General features: G+C 62.1%; 14 protein-coding genes. 12 read left to right on the forward strand and 2 right to left on the reverse strand.

Annotation, left to right across the window (positions count from 1 at the left end; genetic code table 11):
* Nucleotides 1–74 precede the first annotated feature (74 nt).
* The 11 genes from BLS51_RS26295 (at nucleotide 75) to BLS51_RS26345 (ending at nucleotide 12,235) form a co-directional block, all read left to right on the forward strand.
* On the forward strand, nucleotides 75–1,490 hold the full coding sequence (locus BLS51_RS26295) for a mannose-1-phosphate guanylyltransferase/mannose-6-phosphate isomerase (RefSeq protein ID WP_090191385.1): 1,416 nt from the start codon (nucleotides 75–77) through the stop codon (nucleotides 1,488–1,490).
* Between the two features lie 235 nt (nucleotides 1,491–1,725).
* Nucleotides 1,726–2,265 carry an FxDxF family PEP-CTERM protein gene (locus tag BLS51_RS26300; protein ID WP_175472699.1) on the forward strand — a complete coding sequence of 180 codons (540 nt, stop codon included), beginning with the start codon at nucleotides 1,726–1,728 and terminating at the stop codon, nucleotides 2,263–2,265.
* 29 nt (nucleotides 2,266–2,294) lie between these two features.
* Complete coding sequence (locus tag BLS51_RS26305) at nucleotides 2,295–2,825, forward strand: FxDxF family PEP-CTERM protein (RefSeq protein WP_090191391.1); 531 nt, start codon at nucleotides 2,295–2,297, stop codon at nucleotides 2,823–2,825.
* A 197-nt stretch (nucleotides 2,826–3,022) separates the two neighbouring features.
* Nucleotides 3,023–3,985 carry a TIGR03790 family protein gene (locus BLS51_RS26310; protein WP_090191393.1) on the forward strand — a complete coding sequence of 321 codons (963 nt, stop codon included), beginning with the start codon at nucleotides 3,023–3,025 and terminating at the stop codon, nucleotides 3,983–3,985.
* Between the two features lie 282 nt (nucleotides 3,986–4,267).
* On the forward strand, nucleotides 4,268–4,816 hold the full coding sequence (locus BLS51_RS26315) for an FxDxF family PEP-CTERM protein (RefSeq protein ID WP_090191396.1): 549 nt from the start codon (nucleotides 4,268–4,270) through the stop codon (nucleotides 4,814–4,816).
* A 392-nt stretch (nucleotides 4,817–5,208) separates the two neighbouring features.
* Complete coding sequence (locus tag BLS51_RS26320) at nucleotides 5,209–5,709, forward strand: FxDxF family PEP-CTERM protein (protein ID WP_175472700.1); 501 nt, start codon at nucleotides 5,209–5,211, stop codon at nucleotides 5,707–5,709.
* A 168-nt stretch (nucleotides 5,710–5,877) separates the two neighbouring features.
* Complete coding sequence (locus tag BLS51_RS26325) at nucleotides 5,878–8,898, forward strand: ExeM/NucH family extracellular endonuclease (protein WP_090191402.1); 3,021 nt, start codon at nucleotides 5,878–5,880, stop codon at nucleotides 8,896–8,898.
* Between the two features lie 15 nt (nucleotides 8,899–8,913).
* Nucleotides 8,914–9,546, forward strand: coding sequence for an NF038129 family PEP-CTERM protein (locus tag BLS51_RS30035; RefSeq protein ID WP_090191404.1), 633 nt, complete (start codon nucleotides 8,914–8,916; stop codon nucleotides 9,544–9,546).
* 91 nt (nucleotides 9,547–9,637) lie between these two features.
* Entirely contained in the window at nucleotides 9,638–10,336 is a 699-nt protein-coding gene (locus tag BLS51_RS26335; protein ID WP_090191407.1) for a winged helix-turn-helix domain-containing protein, read from the forward strand.
* 2 nt (nucleotides 10,337–10,338) lie between these two features.
* Complete coding sequence (epsA, locus tag BLS51_RS26340; protein ID WP_090191409.1) at nucleotides 10,339–11,139, forward strand: XrtB/PEP-CTERM-associated transcriptional regulator EpsA; 801 nt, start codon at nucleotides 10,339–10,341, stop codon at nucleotides 11,137–11,139.
* Nucleotides 11,140–11,197: 58 nt separating this feature from the next.
* Nucleotides 11,198–12,235, forward strand: coding sequence for an RpnC/YadD family protein (locus tag BLS51_RS26345; RefSeq protein WP_139168794.1), 1,038 nt, complete (start codon nucleotides 11,198–11,200; stop codon nucleotides 12,233–12,235).
* Nucleotides 12,236–12,271: 36 nt separating this feature from the next.
* Here the strand turns inward: BLS51_RS26345 and BLS51_RS26350 are convergent, their stop codons facing one another.
* Nucleotides 12,272–15,448, reverse strand: a complete 3,177-nt coding sequence (locus BLS51_RS26350) for a S8 family peptidase (protein ID WP_090191412.1) — start codon at nucleotides 15,446–15,448, stop codon at nucleotides 12,272–12,274.
* 16 nt (nucleotides 15,449–15,464) lie between these two features.
* On the reverse strand, nucleotides 15,465–16,178 hold the full coding sequence (locus BLS51_RS26355) for an NF038120 family PEP-CTERM protein (RefSeq protein ID WP_090191414.1): 714 nt from the start codon (nucleotides 16,176–16,178) through the stop codon (nucleotides 15,465–15,467).
* Nucleotides 16,179–16,477: 299 nt separating this feature from the next.
* Between BLS51_RS26355 and gspG the strand changes: the two genes are divergently transcribed.
* Complete coding sequence (gene gspG, locus BLS51_RS26360) at nucleotides 16,478–16,897, forward strand: type II secretion system major pseudopilin GspG (protein WP_090191417.1); 420 nt, start codon at nucleotides 16,478–16,480, stop codon at nucleotides 16,895–16,897.
* The last annotated feature ends 8 nt before the right edge of the window (nucleotides 16,898–16,905 follow it).

A 16,905-nucleotide genomic window follows, 5' to 3' on the forward strand; every position in this document is an offset into this window, starting at 1 on the left:
ACGCCTGGCTTGCCGCGCGAACGTCGCAGCCGTCCCGACCAGCACATTATTTCCATCCATCAGAGTGTAAGTTCATGAAAATTTATCCCGTCATCCTGTCCGGCGGCGCTGGCACCCGTTTATGGCCACTGTCGCGCGCGGCGCTGCCCAAGCAGCTGCTGCCGCTGGTTTCGGACCGTACCATGCTGCAGGAAACCGCGCTGCGATTGCGTGACCATGCCGAGCTGCAAGCGCCACTGATCATTTGCGGTAACGAACACCGCTTTATGGTGGCCGAACAACTACGGGAAATCCAGCTGACGCCGCAGTGCATCATGCTGGAACCGGTGGCGCGCAATACCGCGCCGGCGGTGGCCGCTGCCGCGCTCTACCTGCAGGCCATCGATCCGGAGGCCTTGATGCTGGTGCTGCCGGCCGATCACGTGATCGGCGACGTCCCTGCTTTCCATGCTGCCATCGACCAGGCCGCCGAAGCGGCGCGCAATGGCGCGCTGACCACGTTTGGCATCGTGCCGACCGCGCCGGAAACCGGCTATGGCTATATCCATGCCGGCGCCGCGCTGGCGCAGCCGGGGGCCTTTGCGGTCGACCGCTTTGTCGAGAAGCCGGACCGCGACACCGCCGCCGGCTTCCTCGCCGCAGGTAATTATTACTGGAATAGCGGCATGTTCCTGTTCCGTGCCGCCGCTTACCTGGAAGAGTTGCAGGCGTTCCAGCCGGCCATGGCCAGCGCCTGTGCGACGGCGGTCAGCCAAAGCTACCGCGACCTGGATTTCTGCCGGCTGGACGAGGCGGCGTTCGCTGCCTGCCCAGCTGATTCGATCGATTATGCCGTCATGGAGCATACCCGCCATGCGGTGGTGGTGCCGGCGTCGATCGGCTGGAGCGATGTCGGCTCGTGGCTGGCACTGTGGGAAGTGCAGCAGGCCGATCAGCATGGCAACGTCAGCCGTGGCGACGTGTATCTGGACGATGTCAGCGGTTCGCTGGTGCGGGCGGAAAGCCGCATCGTGGCCGTGGTTGGCGTCAAGGACCTGGTGGTGGTGGAAACGGCGGACGCGGTGCTGGTGGCGCACAAGGACCAGGTGCAGCGTGTCAAGCAAGTTGTCGAGCATCTGAAAGCCGCACAGCGCACCGAGCATTTGCATCACACGCGGGTTTACCGCCCATGGGGCTGCTACGAAGGCATCGACCTGGGCGAGCGCTTCCAGGTCAAGCGCATCACGGTGAATCCGGGCGGTAAGCTATCATTACAGATGCATCATCACCGCGCCGAGCACTGGATCGTGGTCAGCGGCACCGCGCGCGTGACTTGCGGCGACAAGGTGACGTTGCTGACCGAGAACGAGTCGACTTATATTCCGATCGGCATGAACCACCGGCTGGAAAATCCCGGCAAGCTGCCGTTGCACCTGATTGAAGTTCAGTCCGGCAGCTATCTTGGCGAGGATGACATCGTCCGCTTTGAGGATGTCTACCAACGTTCGTGATGTTGCGACGCAACAGTTCTGTCGTAAAAGGCCTGATTTTCAGGCCTTTTTTTCGTCCGAACGCGGCCCAGCGGCGCAATCTTGATGAAAGTTGCCTGTCGTTATCATTTTTTTAAATAAATTTAAAATTTACAAGCTTTGTTGGCCAACTTCTAATATACTTGCCGCAGGTTGTTGTTTCTCCGATAAATCTGATGTCCTGATGACATTATCCAACCCTTTAAGTAGGCTTTGCATGAAAAAAACCTCCCAAGCTATCATGGCGACGTTGTTGCTGGCGGGTGTTGCCTTTTCCGCCCATGCGAAAGACGCATCGCACTCGGTTAAGACCATTGACCTGAGCAAAAACGCGGCAAAATACACGGCCACCTTTACCTCCGCTGCGGCCAGCGCGACCTTCACCGACCAGTTCAATTTCCACGTCAGCAACACCAGCCTGCTGGTTGCCGATGTGACCTCGACCGCGTTGTCGGCGACCACTGGCCTGGACCTGACCGGCTTCGCCGTCTACACCAGCAGCGGTACCCTGGTGTACTCGGGCACGAAGAAGTCCAGTGGTATCGTTGATAACTGGAAACTGAATGCCAGCAACCAGATCCTGACGGCAGGCGACTACTACCTGCAGGTCATCGGCAAGGTCAATTCGGCTGCCAGCCTGTCTGGCAATATCGCCCTGAAGGTCACGGCTGTTCCTGAGCCGGAAACTTATGCGATGATGCTGGCTGGCCTCGGCCTGGTTGGCGTGGTTGCGCGACGTCGCAAAAAAAGCGTGTAAGCGCTGACTTTAAACTTGTGAGATAAAGCATGAAAAAAATTACCTCCATCCTGATCGGCCTGGTACTGGCAGCCGCCAGCGCCTTTGCCAGCGCCGCTGATTTCGAGCGTACCGAGCACCTGTCCCTGGTTGACGGCTCGTCCGGCTTCGGCTCCGCCACCGAGTTTGCTGCTGGCAGCAAGGGAAAAACCTTCTCGGACTTGTTCTTCTTCGACATTCCAGCGCTGAGCAATGCCGGCTCGAACATCTCGGCAATCAGCCTGGATGACAGCACCGGTATCGACTTCACCCTGTTCAACCTGTACCAAGTCGGTTCGACCGTTGCCGCTGCCACCGGCGGCCTGGATGCCGATAGCGGCCTGTGGATCCTGTCGGGCAGCAACCTGTCCAGCGGTAGCTACTACCTCAAAATCGAAGGCCAGGTCTCCAGCACGGACGTCACCATCTACTCCGGCAACCTGCTGGTGTCGGCGGTGCCTGAAGCGGAAACCTATGCCATGCTGCTGGCTGGCCTGGGTCTGGTGGGCCTGGTTGCCCGTCGCCGCAAAAGCGTCGCCTGATACTGCGCCGCTGATGGCGGCGCGCAGCAAAACCCCCGCTGGGAGCGATCCTGCCGGGGGTTTTCTTTTTTTACCTGCTTGCCCCATAATGCAAAAAAGACGGCGCCGCCGCCTGCCCAGCCATGATCGGTATTGCCTTGCGTTCCTTATTATTGTTCTGCCTCACTGCATTGGCTTGCTGCGCCGCCCAGGCGCAAATGGCGTCTGCTACGGATAGCGGTGCACTGCGCGCCAGCCAGCTGGCGCTGGTGATCAACGATGATGATCCGCTCAGCGTGGAAATCGGCGAATATTACCGCAACGCGCGCGCCGTGCCGGAGCAAAACGTGGTGCATGTGCGCATCCCCAACCGGCCACGGCGGCTGAATGCCGAACAGTTTCGCCAGCTCAAGGAGCAGATCGACGCCAAGCTATCGCCGCAGATCCAGGCGGTGTTGATGGTGTGGACCGCGCCCTACGCGGTGGAGTGCAACGCCATCACTGCCGCCTACACGCTGGGACTGGATGCGGCGCTGTGTCAAAAGCCGTGCGCGCCGTCTAAGCCCAGTCCGTATTTCAACGCTACCGGCGGCCAGCCGTTCAAAGAACATGGTATGCGGCTGTCGATGCTGTTGCCAACCGAGTCGGTGGCGGCTGCCAAGGCGCTGATCGAGCGCGGCGTGGCCAGCGGCTTCAGTGTGCCGACTGCCAACGCCTGGTATCTGACCACCAGCGAAACCGCACGAAATAGTCGCGCGCCGTTGTTTCCCCGTGCTGGTCAGCTGCCGGCGCGCAAGCTGACCATCAGGCATCTGCAAGCCGACAGCCTGGAAGGGCAGAGCGACATCATCATTTACCAGACCGGCATGGCACGCGTGGCCAAGCTGGACACGTTGCGTTTTTTGCCCGGCGCACTGGCCGATCATCTGACCTCGACCGGCGGCGACCTGCTCAGCGACAGCCAGATGAGCAGCCTGCGCTGGCTGGATGCCGGCGCTACCGCCAGCTATGGCACCGTTACCGAACCCTGCAATTACTGGCAAAAATTCCCGCAGCCGACCGTGTTGTTGCGGCAATATTTGCTTGGTAACACGGCGATCGAAGCGTATTGGAAGAGCGTCGCCTGGCCCGCCCAGGGCGTGTTTATTGGCGAGCCTTTGGCAGCCCCTTATCGCCGATGAACCGTTGCGTTAGCCTTCCATTTTTCCCGTCTGTTTGTAGGATCAATCCTACATCGCGATGCTCATGCTGCATTGCGGTAACCGCGATACCTGATTTCTCCTATGGTGGCTGGCATTTTGGCAGCAAGTTTTGACCGAATTTCCTATTGGAATTTGTTTATTGGGCGAAATTTTTCAGTGACAAAACACCAACATATGTGTTTTTGCCATGCTAGCATCGTTCAGCGGTATTGAGTATCGCGGCCGCGAGGGCGGCTTCAACGATTTATCAATGGAGGAATTATGGTTAAACTGAAATCTTTGATGGCAGCGGGTGCTCTGGCAACCGCCGCTCTGGCTTCCGGCGTAGCAAGCGCTGCAGACGTCAGCCAGGGCGCACAAACCCTGTCTTTGTCGAATGGCACGGCATTCTTCGGCCACTCGTTCACTTCGGGCAGCATCGGTGACACGTTTGCCGATAAATACAGCTTCTCCGGCACCGGCGTGTTGAGCGCATTTGTCGGCGCATTCACCGCACCTAACTTGGCGGATGCGATCGAAATCACCAACTTCCAGGTATTCAACTCGGCGGGCTTCTCGCTGGACGGTACCCAGTGGTCGCAAGGTTCGCTGGATAACTGGACCGCGAGCAGCACCGGCGCGATTCAGAACGACAGCTACTATGTGCTGGTGACTGGCAAGCTGCTGTCGGCAGCTGCCACCTCTTACGCTGGCACCGTGTCGGTGAGCGCCGTTCCTGAGCCAGAAACCTTCGCCATGCTGGCGGCGGGCCTGGGCCTGATCGGCTTCGTGAGCCGTCGTCGCAACAAGGACGCCAAAAAGCTGTCCTGATCCTGCAGTCTTGCGCTGCCGCCTTTTGCGGCAGCGCATCAGGGACAGTGGCGCCGACGGTGCCACTGTCCCTTCGCTACAACAGTCGCTGGTTCGCACGCCAACGTAACCCCGCCATGCGACGCAATCCCCGTTTAACGTCTCCCCGCTCTGCTTTTCACTCTGGCAGACGTCTGTGCTCGCACTCCCCAAACTAGGTAGATGAGTCATTGAAATTGTTGCAGTGCAATTTCATTTTTTCATAATGTAAAAAGTTTTAAATTCGACATCTTCAATGGGAAAATAATAATTTATTTTGATAAATTTATGCTACCATTTCTATAGGTTGTTTCTCTTTCAACCCGATGGTGGTTAGGATCCATCAAATTTTTCCCCAAGGAACTTATATGAAAATGAAAGCACTTGTTGCGGGTATCGTACTGGCAGCGGCTTCGCTGAGCGCATCGGCAGATGTCATCCACCGTTCGGAAGCTGTGTATGTCACGGCGCCAACCTACTCCTTTGCCGATGTGAAAATTGGTACGATCACCGTGGGCTCGCTGTCCGACGTCACCGGTCTGGTGTTTGCTGCCACCAACGTCTCGTTCAGCCAGCCGTTCGCTGGTACGTTTACGCTGGATACCGTGAGCTTCAGTGGCGCCTCGATCGGCACCCTGACCGGCGACCTGGATGCTGCCACCGGCGCGTTCAGCTACAAGGGCGTCGCGGCTGGCGTGTATGACGTGATTGCTTCGGGTACGCTGGGCCACGATGGCCAGTTCACCAATGCCGCTTTCCTGGGCGCCAACTACAGCGTGACTGCCGTACCAGAACCGGAAACCTTCGGCATGCTGTTGGGCGGCTTGGGTCTGATTGGCGCGCTGGCTGCACGCCGCAAAAAGAACGCTGCCTAAGTAGGGCATTGCGCTGCAGCAAAACCGTCTTGCGTGAGCAAGGCGGTTTTTTTTCGCCTGCGGGATTGATCCGATTGGACTAATCACTTGTCATCAAGACGTCACCGCGACGCCGTAATATGCAAATTGCAACTTAAAGAGCAATTTGCCTATATTACAGGACAACTAATGAAAACATCCCCGATCCTGGCTGCCGCGATACCCGGCCGCCGCACCCTGCTGGCCATCGCCTTGTCGGCTGCCTTGTCGGCGCCCGCGCTGGCCGCATCCCCGGTGGTGATCTCCCAGGTCTACGGCGGTGGCGGCAATTCCGGCGCCACGCTGACCCATGACTTCGTCGAACTGTTCAACCGCAGCGATGCCGACGTTGACCTCAGCGGCTGGAGCGTGCAGTACACCAGCGCCGCCGGCACCGGCGCCTGGGGCGTCACGCCGCTGAGCGGCACCGTGCTGAAGCCGGGCCAGTATTTCCTGGTGCAGCAGGCCAAGGGCAATGGAGGCACCGTGGCGCTGCCGACGCCGGATGCGACCGGCACCTCGGCCATGAGCGCCAACAACGGCAAAGTGGCGCTGGTGTCCGGCACCGGCGCGCTGTCCGGCGCCTCGCCGGCTGCCAGCAGCATTGTCGACCTGGTCGGCTTCGGCACCGCCACCTATTTCGAAGGCAGCGGCGCCGCGCCTGGCCTGCTGGCCACCACCGCCGCGCTGCGCGCTGCCGGCGGCTGCACCGACAGCGACAACAACGCCGCCGATTTCGTCGCCGGCGAACCGCTGCCGCGCAATAGCGCCAACCCGGTCAACCAGTGCGGCGTGCCGCAACAGCCGCTGATCATCGCCACCTGTCCGGCCAATCTGTCTCTGGCTTTCGGCATCGACGGCAGCGCCGACCTCAGCGCCACCGATGCCGATGGCATCGTCAACAGCGCCATCGTGAGTTCGGCCACTGTGCCGGGCATCAGCCTGGGCAATTTCCAGGCCGCTTCCAGCGCTGGCGGCATCGCTACCGCCAGCCTGAACATTGCTGCCAGCGTTCAGGCTGGCAGCTACGCGGTGGTGGTCAAGTTCGGCAATGACCAGTCGCAGGAAACCACCTGCGCGATCAACGTCAGCATCAGCGCGCCGGCGGCGGTCAGCCACACCATTCCGCAAATCCAGGGCGAGGGCGATACCAGCCCGTACGTCAACACGGTGCAGACCACCGAAGGCGTGGTCACCGCCAAGATCGCCACCGGCTTCTTCATCCAGGACCAGGACGGCGATGGCAATCCGCTGACCTCGGACGGCCTGTTCGTCTACACCACCGCCGCCAACATCGGCGCCGTGCAGCTCAACGACAAGATCCGCATCACCGGCACGGTCAGCGAATACACGCCAGCCAGCGCCACCCGTTCCTATACCGAGCTGACCGCCGTCAGCGCGATCACCAAGCTGGGCACCGGCAGCATCACGCCGACCAATGTCGCGCTGCCGCACGCCAATCTGGGCCGCGTCGAAGGCATGCTGGTGCGTTTCGCCAGCCCGCTGACCGTGTCGCAGCTGGAGTACCTCGGTTCGCGCGGCGAAGTGACGCTGTCGTCGGGCCGCCTGGAGATCGCCTCCAACCGCTATCGCCCACGCACCACCGAAGCCATCGCGCAAGCGGCTGCCAACCAGCTGAACCAGATCATCCTGGACGATGGCATCTTTGTCGCCCCGGCCACCATTCCTTACCTGGGAGCAGACGGTTCGCTGCGCGCCGGCGACACCGTGCACGGCCTGACCGGCGTGGTCGACTTCGGCGCCAAGGGCGGTGGCGGCGCGGCCTTCAAGCTGCAGCCGACCGAAGCGCCGCAGTTCTCGCAAGACCATCCGCGTGAAGAACCACCAGCACTGGCTGCCGGCAACATCAAAGTGGCCAGCGCCAATGTGCTGAACTACTTCACCACCTTCACCAACGGCACCGATGTCACCGGCGCCACCGCCGGCTGCACGCTGGGCACCAGCGTGTCGAAGTCGAACTGCCGTGGCGCCGACAACCTGAATGAGTTCCAGCGCCAGAGCACCAAGATCGTTGGCGAACTGAAGGCGATCGACGCCGATGTCTACGGCCTGATGGAAATCCAGAACAGCGGCGAAACCACCGTCACCTATCTGGTGAACGCGCTCAATGAAGCCATCTCCCCAGGCACCGGCTTCCAAACCTATGCTGTGGTGCCAAAACCGGCCGCCACCGGCACCGACGCCATCCGCGTGGCGATGATCTACAAGCCGGCCAAGCTGACGCTGGTGGGCAATGCGCTGTCCGATGCCGATAGCATCAACAACCGCCCACCGATGGCGCAAACCTTCAAGGCGGCCAACGGCGCCAGGTTCTCGCTGGTGGTCAACCACCTGAAGTCGAAGGGGAGCTGCCCGACCGACGGCAGCCTTGATGTCGATCAGAACGATAGCCAGAGCTGCTGGAACGCCACCCGCATCAAGCAGGCGCAGCGCCTGGTGAACAGCTTCGTGCCGCAGGTGGTGGCTGCCGCCGGCGATGCGCGCGTGCTCCTGATCGGCGACTTCAACGCCTACGGCCAGGAAGATCCGATTGCCGCCATCACCGCCACCGGCTACGTCAACCAGCTGGAGCGTCACGTGCGCGGCGCCGGCAAGCTGCCGTACTCGTATGTGTTCAACGGCGAAGCCGGCTACCTGGACCACGCGCTGGCCAGCGCCGCGCTGAATCCGCAGGTGGCCGACGCGGCCGAATGGCATAACAACGCCGACGAGCCGACCGTGGTCGACTACAACACCGATGGCAAGCCGCAGGACAAATACACCAGCGCGCCTTACCGCGCGTCGGACCACGATCCGGTGGTGATCAGCCTGAACTTGCAAGCCGCCAGCAGCGACATCAGCGCCAGCCTGCGCGCCGTCTCGGGCACGCTGGTGTACAGCCGCGCCACCGCCAAGTGGAGCGGCAGCGTGACGCTGACCAACACCAGCGGCGCCACGCTGAACGGTCCGTTCCAGCTGCAATTCGACGGCCTGGTGGCAGGCGCCACGCTGGTCGGCGCGAACGGCACGCATGACGGTGCGCCTTATCTGACGCTCGGCCAGTCGACGCTGGCACCTCGCGCCAGCATCACCGTGCCGACCAGCTTCAGCAAAACCGGCAGCGGCAGCGTCACTTATTCGGCAGTCAAAATTTACAGCGGCAACTTCTAAGGAAAGCAACTCATCATGTTCACTATTCAAAACTTCCGCCGCGCCGCGATGGCGCTTGTACTGGCGGCCTGCAGCAGCCTGGCCGCCGCAGCCGGCACCCTGACCGTTGAGCTCGACACCAGCGGCTATGGCAGCAACGGCTGGATCGATATCTCGCTGGCGCATGCGCCTACCGGCGTGGTCGCCACCTATGCCGACATCGGCAACTTCGTCAACTTCGGCAGCAGCGATGGCGCCGAGCTGTACAACGTGAGCGGTTCGCTGAACAGCGGTTTCCGCATCGAGAATGTGTACGGTGCGTACAACGACCTGTTCCACGCGGTGAACTATGGCAGCGGCAAGGTCAGCTTCAGCGTCAGCTTCAGCGGCGACGCTGATCCGAGCGGCCTGTTCGGCTCGCTGCTGTCGGTGGCGCTGTACGGCGCCGACCGTACCACGCTGCTGGGCGACAGCAGCAGCATCGACGGCGCCTTGCTGCACCTGAACTGGACGCCATCGGCGACCGTGGGCGGGCAGGGCAGCATCACCAGCGATGTGCTGGGCTCGGGCGTCACCGTCAGCGCCGTGCCGGAAGCCGAAACCTGGGCCATGATGCTGGGCGGCCTGGCGTTGTTGGGCCTGATTCGCCGCCGTCAGCAAGGGCGCTGATTTATATCGCAGACCTCTCAATCTGCGATGGAAATCATATTAGTAAAGCCACATTGCTTAATGCATAGTGTTTCCTTTACAGGGGAACACTATGCCAGCCGCCCATATCCTCGTTATCGAAAGCACGCCCGCGATCCAGGAGCTGATTGCGCTTAACCTGGGCATGGCCGGCCACCAGATCAGCCGTGCGGCCGATGCCGAAAGCGCCTTGCTGATGCTGGAAGACCAGTTGCCCGACCTGGTGCTGCTGGACTGGAATCTCCCCGGCCAATCCGGCCTGTCGCTGGTACGCCGCCTGCGCGCACAATCCCTTACACGATTCCTGCCGATCATGATGGTGACCGCCCGCTGCGGCGAGCCGGACAAGATCATGGCGCTGGATGCCGGCGCCGACGATTACATGACCAAGCCCTTCAGTCCGCGCGAGATGGTGGCGCGTGTGCATTGCCTGCTGCGTCGTGTGCAGGTGGCGGTGGGCGCCGACGCGCCGGTGCAGCTGGCTGGTCTGCGGCTCGATCCATGCACCCAGCGCGTCACCGCCGGCGCACGCGAGCTGGCGCTGGGACGCGTTGAATTCAAGCTGCTGAATTTCCTGATGAGTCATCCGGAACGGGTGCATAGCCGTGCGCAGTTGCTGGACCAGGTGTGGGGCAGCGCCGTCTATCTGGATGAGCGCACGGTTGACACGCATGTCGGCCGTCTGCGCAGCGCCTTGCAGCCGAGCGGCTACCAGCAGCGTATCGAAACCGTGCGCGGCAGCGGTTACCGCTTTGTCGCGGCGCAGGGCTGAACATGGAACAGCTGGTCATCCTGAGCAAGCTGGAGCAGGAATACCTGCTGCACGCCATCGAAGCCGCCTTGCCCTTGCAGGATGCGCGCCAGTTTTTCCTGTGGACGCAGGGGCAGTTGCAGGCCTTGCTGCCGCACCAGGTGATGGTGTGCCTGCAGTTTGGCGCACAGGATGAATTGCAGCAGGTCGAATGCCTGCACAGCACGGTGCTGGATGCAGAGTTGCGCCATCGCCTCAGCAATCGCGACGATGGCCTGGCGCTGCGGTTGGCCCAATATTCCCGCCTCGGGGGCCGCATGCCGGCCATGCTGGATGCCGGTCCCGGCGCCGATCCGCTGAAAGCTGGACACGGCCTGGTGCCGTTCCAGGTCGCGTTGCGCGAGCTGGGCCTGGAAAACCTGCTGATGCATGGCAGCGAGCGCCTACCCGGTGGTGCCACGTTCTTCGTGATGTTTGGCCTGCCGCATCGCCCGCGTCCGCGCCACGCCTATTTCATGCAGCTGCTGCTGCCGTATTTGCACATGAGCCTGCAACGCATCAACCGCCAGCAGACGCAGGCGAAGGCCGGCACGCTGGCGCGTCCGGTCAGCGCGCGCGAGGCGGAGATTCTGCACTGGGTACGCGAAGGCAAGAGCAACGAAGAGATCGGCCTGATCCTCGGCATCAGCGGCCTGACGGTGAAAAACCACCTGCAGCGGCTGTATCGCCTGCTGGACGTCTCCAACCGCGCGCAGGCGATCGCCCGCAGCATGGCCCTGCACCTGTTCGACCGCCCACCCCAGCCACTCGCCCGCGCCGCCTGAGCGCGAGATGTTCGTACTATCGCAAAATGGGCTGATGGCGGTGTCTTAGACTGGACGGATGTCCACCGCCACGCCGCCAGCCCGTTATGATTTGCCCTGGAAAGCGGCATTGACGCATGCTTTCGGCGACTTCATGGCCTTCTTTTTCCCCCACCTCCATGCCGAGATTGATTGGTCCAGACGGCCGCGCTTCCGCGACAAGGAGCTGGCAGGCATCAATTTCGGCGCTGCCGCTGACAGCATGGTCGCCGATAAACTGGTCGAGGTATGTCTGCACGACGGTAGCGTGCAATGGGTGCTGGTCCACGTCGAGGTGCAGGCGCAGCGTGACGCTTCCCTCGCGTTGCGCGTTCTGGACTACAACTACCGTATCTTCAAGCAATATGAACAACCGGTGGCAAGCCTGGTGCTGTTGGCGGATGAGGATCGCAAGTGGCGACCAGATGCATTCCACAACCGGGTGCTTGGAACCGTGATGGGCATTTCTTTTTCCGCCGCCAAACTTCTGGACTACGCGGAGCGAATTGACGAGTTACTGGCGTCGCATAATCCTTTTGCGTGGGTCACGCTGGCTCATCTGCGCACGCAACAAGCACGGCATGATGCAAATCAGCTCTATGCCGCCAAATGGCAACTTACAAAGCTCCTGTTCCAACATGGTTGGCGCAGGCGGCGCATAATTGAGCTATTCAAAGTGATCAACTGGATGATGGTACTGCCTGAATCGCTGCAAGAACGTTACTGGCAATCTGTTGTCAAGCTGGAGAAGGAGCATAAGATGGAATGGATCACCCCATTGGAGCAAATGTTCCTGGATAAGGGACGGCAAAAAGGTCTGAAGGAGGGCTTGGAGCAAGGCATTGAAAAGGGCTTGGAACAAGGTCTGGAACAAGGTCTGGAACAAGGTCTGGAACAAGGTCTGGCGCGGGGCCGCAAGGAGGGAGCGTTGGTGGTGCTGGAGCGGCAGCTTGTCCGGCGCTTCGGACCGCTACCTGAGGTTGTCCGCAACAAGCTGGCACAAGCCAGCCTGGCGCAACTCACGGCCTGGGGCGATATGCTGCCCGAGGCGGAGTCGCTGAAACAAGTGTTCGAATAAGCGCCGCACCACCAGGTACGGCGCCTGCTTCACAGCCTACTTGCGCGCCACCCGTGTAGCACTGCGGTCCGGATGCTGCACTTGCGGAATCGGGCTATTGGTTTCCACCAGCAGCGCCGTGGTGGCGCCAACGCCGCCACTGGTATCCAGCAGCTGGATACCGCCGTAGTAGCGCTGCCCGCTCGCCAGGCCCGACCAACTGGCGCTGACCGATGCCGTGCTGGCCAGGTAGACCTGGCTAGGCACGCCAGCCCGCAGATTGCCGGTGGTCTCGCCACGCAGCGCCACCGCCGATGACAGGCGGAAGGTGGTTGCCGCCGCTCCCGGCGTCTTCCAGCCCACCACGCACACCGTATAGCTGCCTGCCGCCGGCGACTTCAGCACGATGGCCTCATTGGAGCCGCCGGTGCCGCTGTAGTCGACCAGCTCGCCACTGGCGTCCAGTACCACCATGTCGAGATCGTCGGCGGCGCCGTGCGCGGTGTCATTGTTGAACAGCTCAAACGCCGCCACCACCGTGTTGGCTGGCAAGCTGACCGGAATCCTGGCCGCGCCGGGATCGTTGTCATTGCACGCAGCCGCCACTTCTTCCGGCGTGTCGACCGGAGCGACGGCCTGGGTCACCGTCAGCGGCGCACCCTTGGTCACAGCCTTGAAGCCCCCGGTATAAGCATTCATGCGCCCGGAGAATCCGGTGCCGACACTGATCGCCATGCTGCCTGCCGGCCGCACGCTGGCCAGTAACGCCGGCGCGGAGATGGGCTTGCCGCTGCGTGCGGTGACCGGGATGCGCACAATGTGGCTGCCATCCTTCCAGGTCAGCGCCCCATACTGCCACACGTTGTCCGGCGCCGCACCGCGCGTCAGCTTGAGCGTGAAGCTGGCGCTCTGGCCCGGCGCCAATGTCAGCGATGCCGGCGTCACCACCGTGGTGTAGCCTGGCACCGACGCCTGCGCCGTATAGGTGGAGGCGGTGGTGCCGACATTGGTGACCGTGCGCGCGACGGTCACGTTACCCAGCACATTGGCCAGCGTGATCGATGGCACGTTCAGGTTGTAGCCGACCAGCGTGCCGCTGCTGCACTGGCTGCTGACACCGCTGCCGCACAGATATTTGCGATAGTCCGCCGGCGCGATGTCGTACACCAGGCCGGGTGCGATGGCGCCGGTGGCGTTGCTGGTTGTGCCGCCATAAGCCGGCAGTCCGCCACGCGGATTGATATGCCCGGCGCCCTGCGCCCACGGCAGCACGCCTGCCGACAGGCCCGGCTGGGTGTCGGGGAAGGTCTGCGTGGCCGAGGTCATCAGCGCCGACTTGATCGCCGCTGGCGACCAGTCCGGGTACGCCTGGCGCAGCAGCGCGGCGATGCCGGCCACATGCGGCGCAGCCATCGACGTACCGCCGTACAGTGCCCAGGCATTTGGCACCGGCGTCAGCGTACCGGTGTTCAGGCTGGCTTGCTGGGCAGGCGACAGCTCAGGCGCCACCGCCGCCAGGATATCGACGCCGGGCGCGGCCAGGTCCGGCTTGAGCAGGTTGCCATCAGCGGCGTTCGGCCCGCGCGACGAGAAGCCGGCGATGATCGGGCCAGTGCCTTTCTTTTCAAAGAAGCGCGACAGGCTGGCCGTGCCACCGCCTGCCAGTGCATAGGCCTTGATGGCGGCGCCATCGGCAGCTGACACGTGCACCGTCGGCACCGAGTGCAGTTCGACCACCAGGCCGCTGCCGTTGTCCACCATCACCATGCCGGCGCCTTCGGCCTGCGCGACGGCCAGGCTCTTGTCGACGCGGTCGTTGGTGCCGCGCTCGCAGGTGACGATCTTGCCGCGCACCTTGTTCGGATCCAGCACCGGCGCGCCGATCCAGCCGGCGCTGAAGCATAGCCGCGCCGCGTTCGGGTCAGTGCCAGGCAGCGCTGCATCCTCCGAGCGGATAATCGGCGTGGTGGACGGCAGCACAGTATTGCTCAGCGAGGCGCCGGCATAGCTGGCACCATTGCCCAGCGCCAGCGTGGCGACGCGGAACTGGTCGTGTGCGGCCGCCGCTACCGTGGTCAGCCATGGACCAACGTGGTTGACTGCCTGCGCCGGGCCATCATTGCCGCCCGAGGCGGCGACAAACACGCCGGCTGCGGTGGCGTTCAGGAAGGCCAGCTCGACCGAGTTGCCGGGGCTGGTGCCGCCGCTGATCGAATAGTTCAGCACGTGCACGCCGTCCAGCACCGCCTGTTCGATGGCGGCGATGCTGTCCTGCTCCCAGCAGCTGTTCTTGCCGGGCGTGGTGCCGTCCACATACGTCCAGCACACCTTGTACATGGCGACCCGGGCGCGCGGCGCCATGCCGGATACCGAACCCATCGCCATGCCGCCCAGCGTCGCTGCCACGCCGTTGTTGCCGGCCGCCGTGCTGGAGGTATGCGTGCCGTGGCCGCCTTTGCCGAGCGAGCCGCCGATCGAATCGCGCGGCGAGATGAACTCGGACCAGTGCTGGGTTTCGCCGGAGCGCTCGAAGCCGTCGCGGAAAAAGCGTGCGCCGATCAGCTTGTTGTTGCAGTTGGCGGCGGTGAACGCCTCGCCGGTCTGGCAGGTGCCGGTCCAGCCAACGGGTGCGGTATAGGCCAGCGTGGCGCTGTTGTCGAAGGTTGGCAGGCCGCTGGCATCGATGCGGTCGGCGTAGGCTGGATTCTCCGGCCAGATGCCGCTGTCGATGACGCCGATGATGACGTTCTCGCCGGCGTGTTGCTTGCCACCCGCCTGCGCCCACAGGCCGCCGGCGCCTTCCAGGCCGAGGAAGGTGGGGGTGTAGGCGGTGTCCAGCTGGCGTACGGCGTTGGCCTGGATCGACAGCACGGCGCTATTGGCTTGCAGCGCGCGCACCTCGGCGTCGGTCAGGCGCGCCGAGAAGCCATTCAGCACGACCTTGTAGTCATATTCGATTTCCGCCGCCGGCACCAAGGCCTTGATAGCGGCCTGCTTCTGGCCAAGATAGTCGGTGTACAGCTGCAGCGTGGCGCTGCCTGGATCGATGCGCTGGCCGGATGGCGGCTGGGTGGCGGCCAGGCCGGCGACGCCGCCGGTGTAGGTGGCGGCCGGCTTGTCGGCCAGCTGGATCAGGTAGGAACGGCGTTCTTCCTGCGCCTGGGCCACCTGGGCCAGCGACAGGGCGCCCGACAGCAGCAGGATGGCGGCGGCGGGAATGGGGCGTAATTTCATGTTGGATCTCCTTGTCTCAGGCGCGGCGACGACGGGTGGCAACCAGCAGCATGCCGCTGCCGAACATCAGCCAGGTGGCCGGTTCAGGAACGGCGCTAATCAGCACCAGGTCGTCGAGCGCGAACTGGGCGCGGTCGCTATTGAAACCGGCGCAGTTGCCGGCGCTGTTGCACGCCAGGCCGAACACATACAGCTCGGTGAACTGGTCGGCCGCAAAGGCGTTTGACACCGACAGGCTCTGGAATGCGTAACCATCCGCGCCCGGTGCACCGAAGGTAAAGGTTTGCAGCACCGAGCTGCCGTCGGCGTGCACGCCCATCAGGCGCACCGCGCCAACGATGCTGGTATAGCTATCGGCGTAGGGGCCGAGGAAGCTGGCGCTCAGCGAGCGCACGCTGAAGGCGTTGCCGCTGAAGGTGGAGAAGTACATGGCGGCGTCATTCACCGCAGCCACATAGGTGCTGCCGTTGGACGTGCATTGCAGTTGCCCGCACTGCTCGAACGCCCAGTTGCTGTCCACCACTTCGCCAACGTAATCGCCGTTCTGCGCCACCGTCGAGTTGGAGAAGGTTTCAAAGTAGATGTCGTTGCCGATATTCCAGGCATCGCCGTGAAACAAGGGACCCGGCGGCAGGTTCTCGAAGTCCAGCGTGATGTCCTTGGCGGACGCGGATGGCAGGGCAGCCAGCGTCATCAAGCCCAGTAATAATGCATGTAAAACGCGTTTCATGGGTCTTTCCTTCTCAGGTGGTCGTTGGAAACAACGGAGTGGTGCTGTTGAAAAGTATAGGCTTATTGTTAATTTTGTGGCATGTGTGGCAACGTATTAAATTTGTTTATTCGACTATGAAAGTTAAGTTTATTTCGTTGCGTGAATGAAAATATGGTCGAGGAATCATGCGTCGGATTGTTAGAAAAATGCCACAAGCTTGAAACACATCAAATGATGAAGAAAAGATTGTCGGAGATGCAAATCACGTGGTAGCCTCTGACTTTAGACCGCCGCTTTATTGCAGAGGAGTTGCAGGGATGGACGTAGTAAAAAAACGCAGCGGGTTTACCCTGCTGGAACTGCTGGTCGTTATCGTTATCATCGGTTTGCTGGCTGCCTACGTGGGGCCGAAATACTTCTCGCAACTGGGCAAGTCGGAAGTCACCATCGCCAAGGCGCAGATCGAGGCGTTTGAAAAATCATTGGACACCTTCCGCCTGGATGTCGGCCGCTATCCAACCACCGAGGAAGGCCTGGACGCGCTGCTGGTGGCCCCGGCGACTGCTACCGCCAAATGGAACGGTCCTTACCTGAAGAAGGGCGTGCCGCCGGACCCGTGGGGCCACCCTTACCAGTACAAGGCGCCGGGCAGCAAGTCTGAATTTGACATCATCTCGCTGGGCCGCGACGGCCAGCCGGGCGGCAGCGGCGAAGACGCCGACATCACCTCGCAATAAAACACTCC

This window comes from Duganella sp. OV510, assembly GCF_900100205.1.
Taxonomy (GTDB): Bacteria; Pseudomonadota; Gammaproteobacteria; order Burkholderiales; family Burkholderiaceae_D; genus Rugamonas.

Bases quoted from the DNA above. Each gene is read 5' to 3' on its own strand.
- BLS51_RS26325 (WP_090191402.1), top strand. From the start codon at position 5,878: ATGAAAACATCCCCGATCCTGGCTGCCGCGATACCCGGCCGCCGCACC.
- BLS51_RS26345 (WP_139168794.1), top strand. From the start codon at position 11,198: ATGTCCACCGCCACGCCGCCAGCCCGTTATGATTTGCCCTGGAAAGCG.
- gspG (WP_090191417.1), top strand. From the start codon at position 16,478: ATGGACGTAGTAAAAAAACGCAGCGGGTTTACCCTGCTGGAACTGCTG.
- BLS51_RS26310 (WP_090191393.1), top strand. From the start codon at position 3,023: ATGGCGTCTGCTACGGATAGCGGTGCACTGCGCGCCAGCCAGCTGGCG.
- BLS51_RS26300 (WP_175472699.1), top strand. From the start codon at position 1,726: ATGAAAAAAACCTCCCAAGCTATCATGGCGACGTTGTTGCTGGCGGGT.
- BLS51_RS26305 (WP_090191391.1), top strand. From the start codon at position 2,295: ATGAAAAAAATTACCTCCATCCTGATCGGCCTGGTACTGGCAGCCGCC.
- BLS51_RS26295 (WP_090191385.1), top strand. From the start codon at position 75: ATGAAAATTTATCCCGTCATCCTGTCCGGCGGCGCTGGCACCCGTTTA.
- BLS51_RS26315 (WP_090191396.1), top strand. From the start codon at position 4,268: ATGGTTAAACTGAAATCTTTGATGGCAGCGGGTGCTCTGGCAACCGCC.
- BLS51_RS30035 (WP_090191404.1), top strand. From the start codon at position 8,914: ATGTTCACTATTCAAAACTTCCGCCGCGCCGCGATGGCGCTTGTACTG.
- BLS51_RS26335 (WP_090191407.1), top strand. From the start codon at position 9,638: ATGCCAGCCGCCCATATCCTCGTTATCGAAAGCACGCCCGCGATCCAG.
- BLS51_RS26320 (WP_175472700.1), top strand. From the start codon at position 5,209: ATGAAAGCACTTGTTGCGGGTATCGTACTGGCAGCGGCTTCGCTGAGC.
- epsA (WP_090191409.1), top strand. From the start codon at position 10,339: ATGGAACAGCTGGTCATCCTGAGCAAGCTGGAGCAGGAATACCTGCTG.
- BLS51_RS26355 (WP_090191414.1), bottom strand. From the start codon at position 16,178: ATGAAACGCGTTTTACATGCATTATTACTGGGCTTGATGACGCTGGCT.
- BLS51_RS26350 (WP_090191412.1), bottom strand. From the start codon at position 15,448: ATGAAATTACGCCCCATTCCCGCCGCCGCCATCCTGCTGCTGTCGGGC.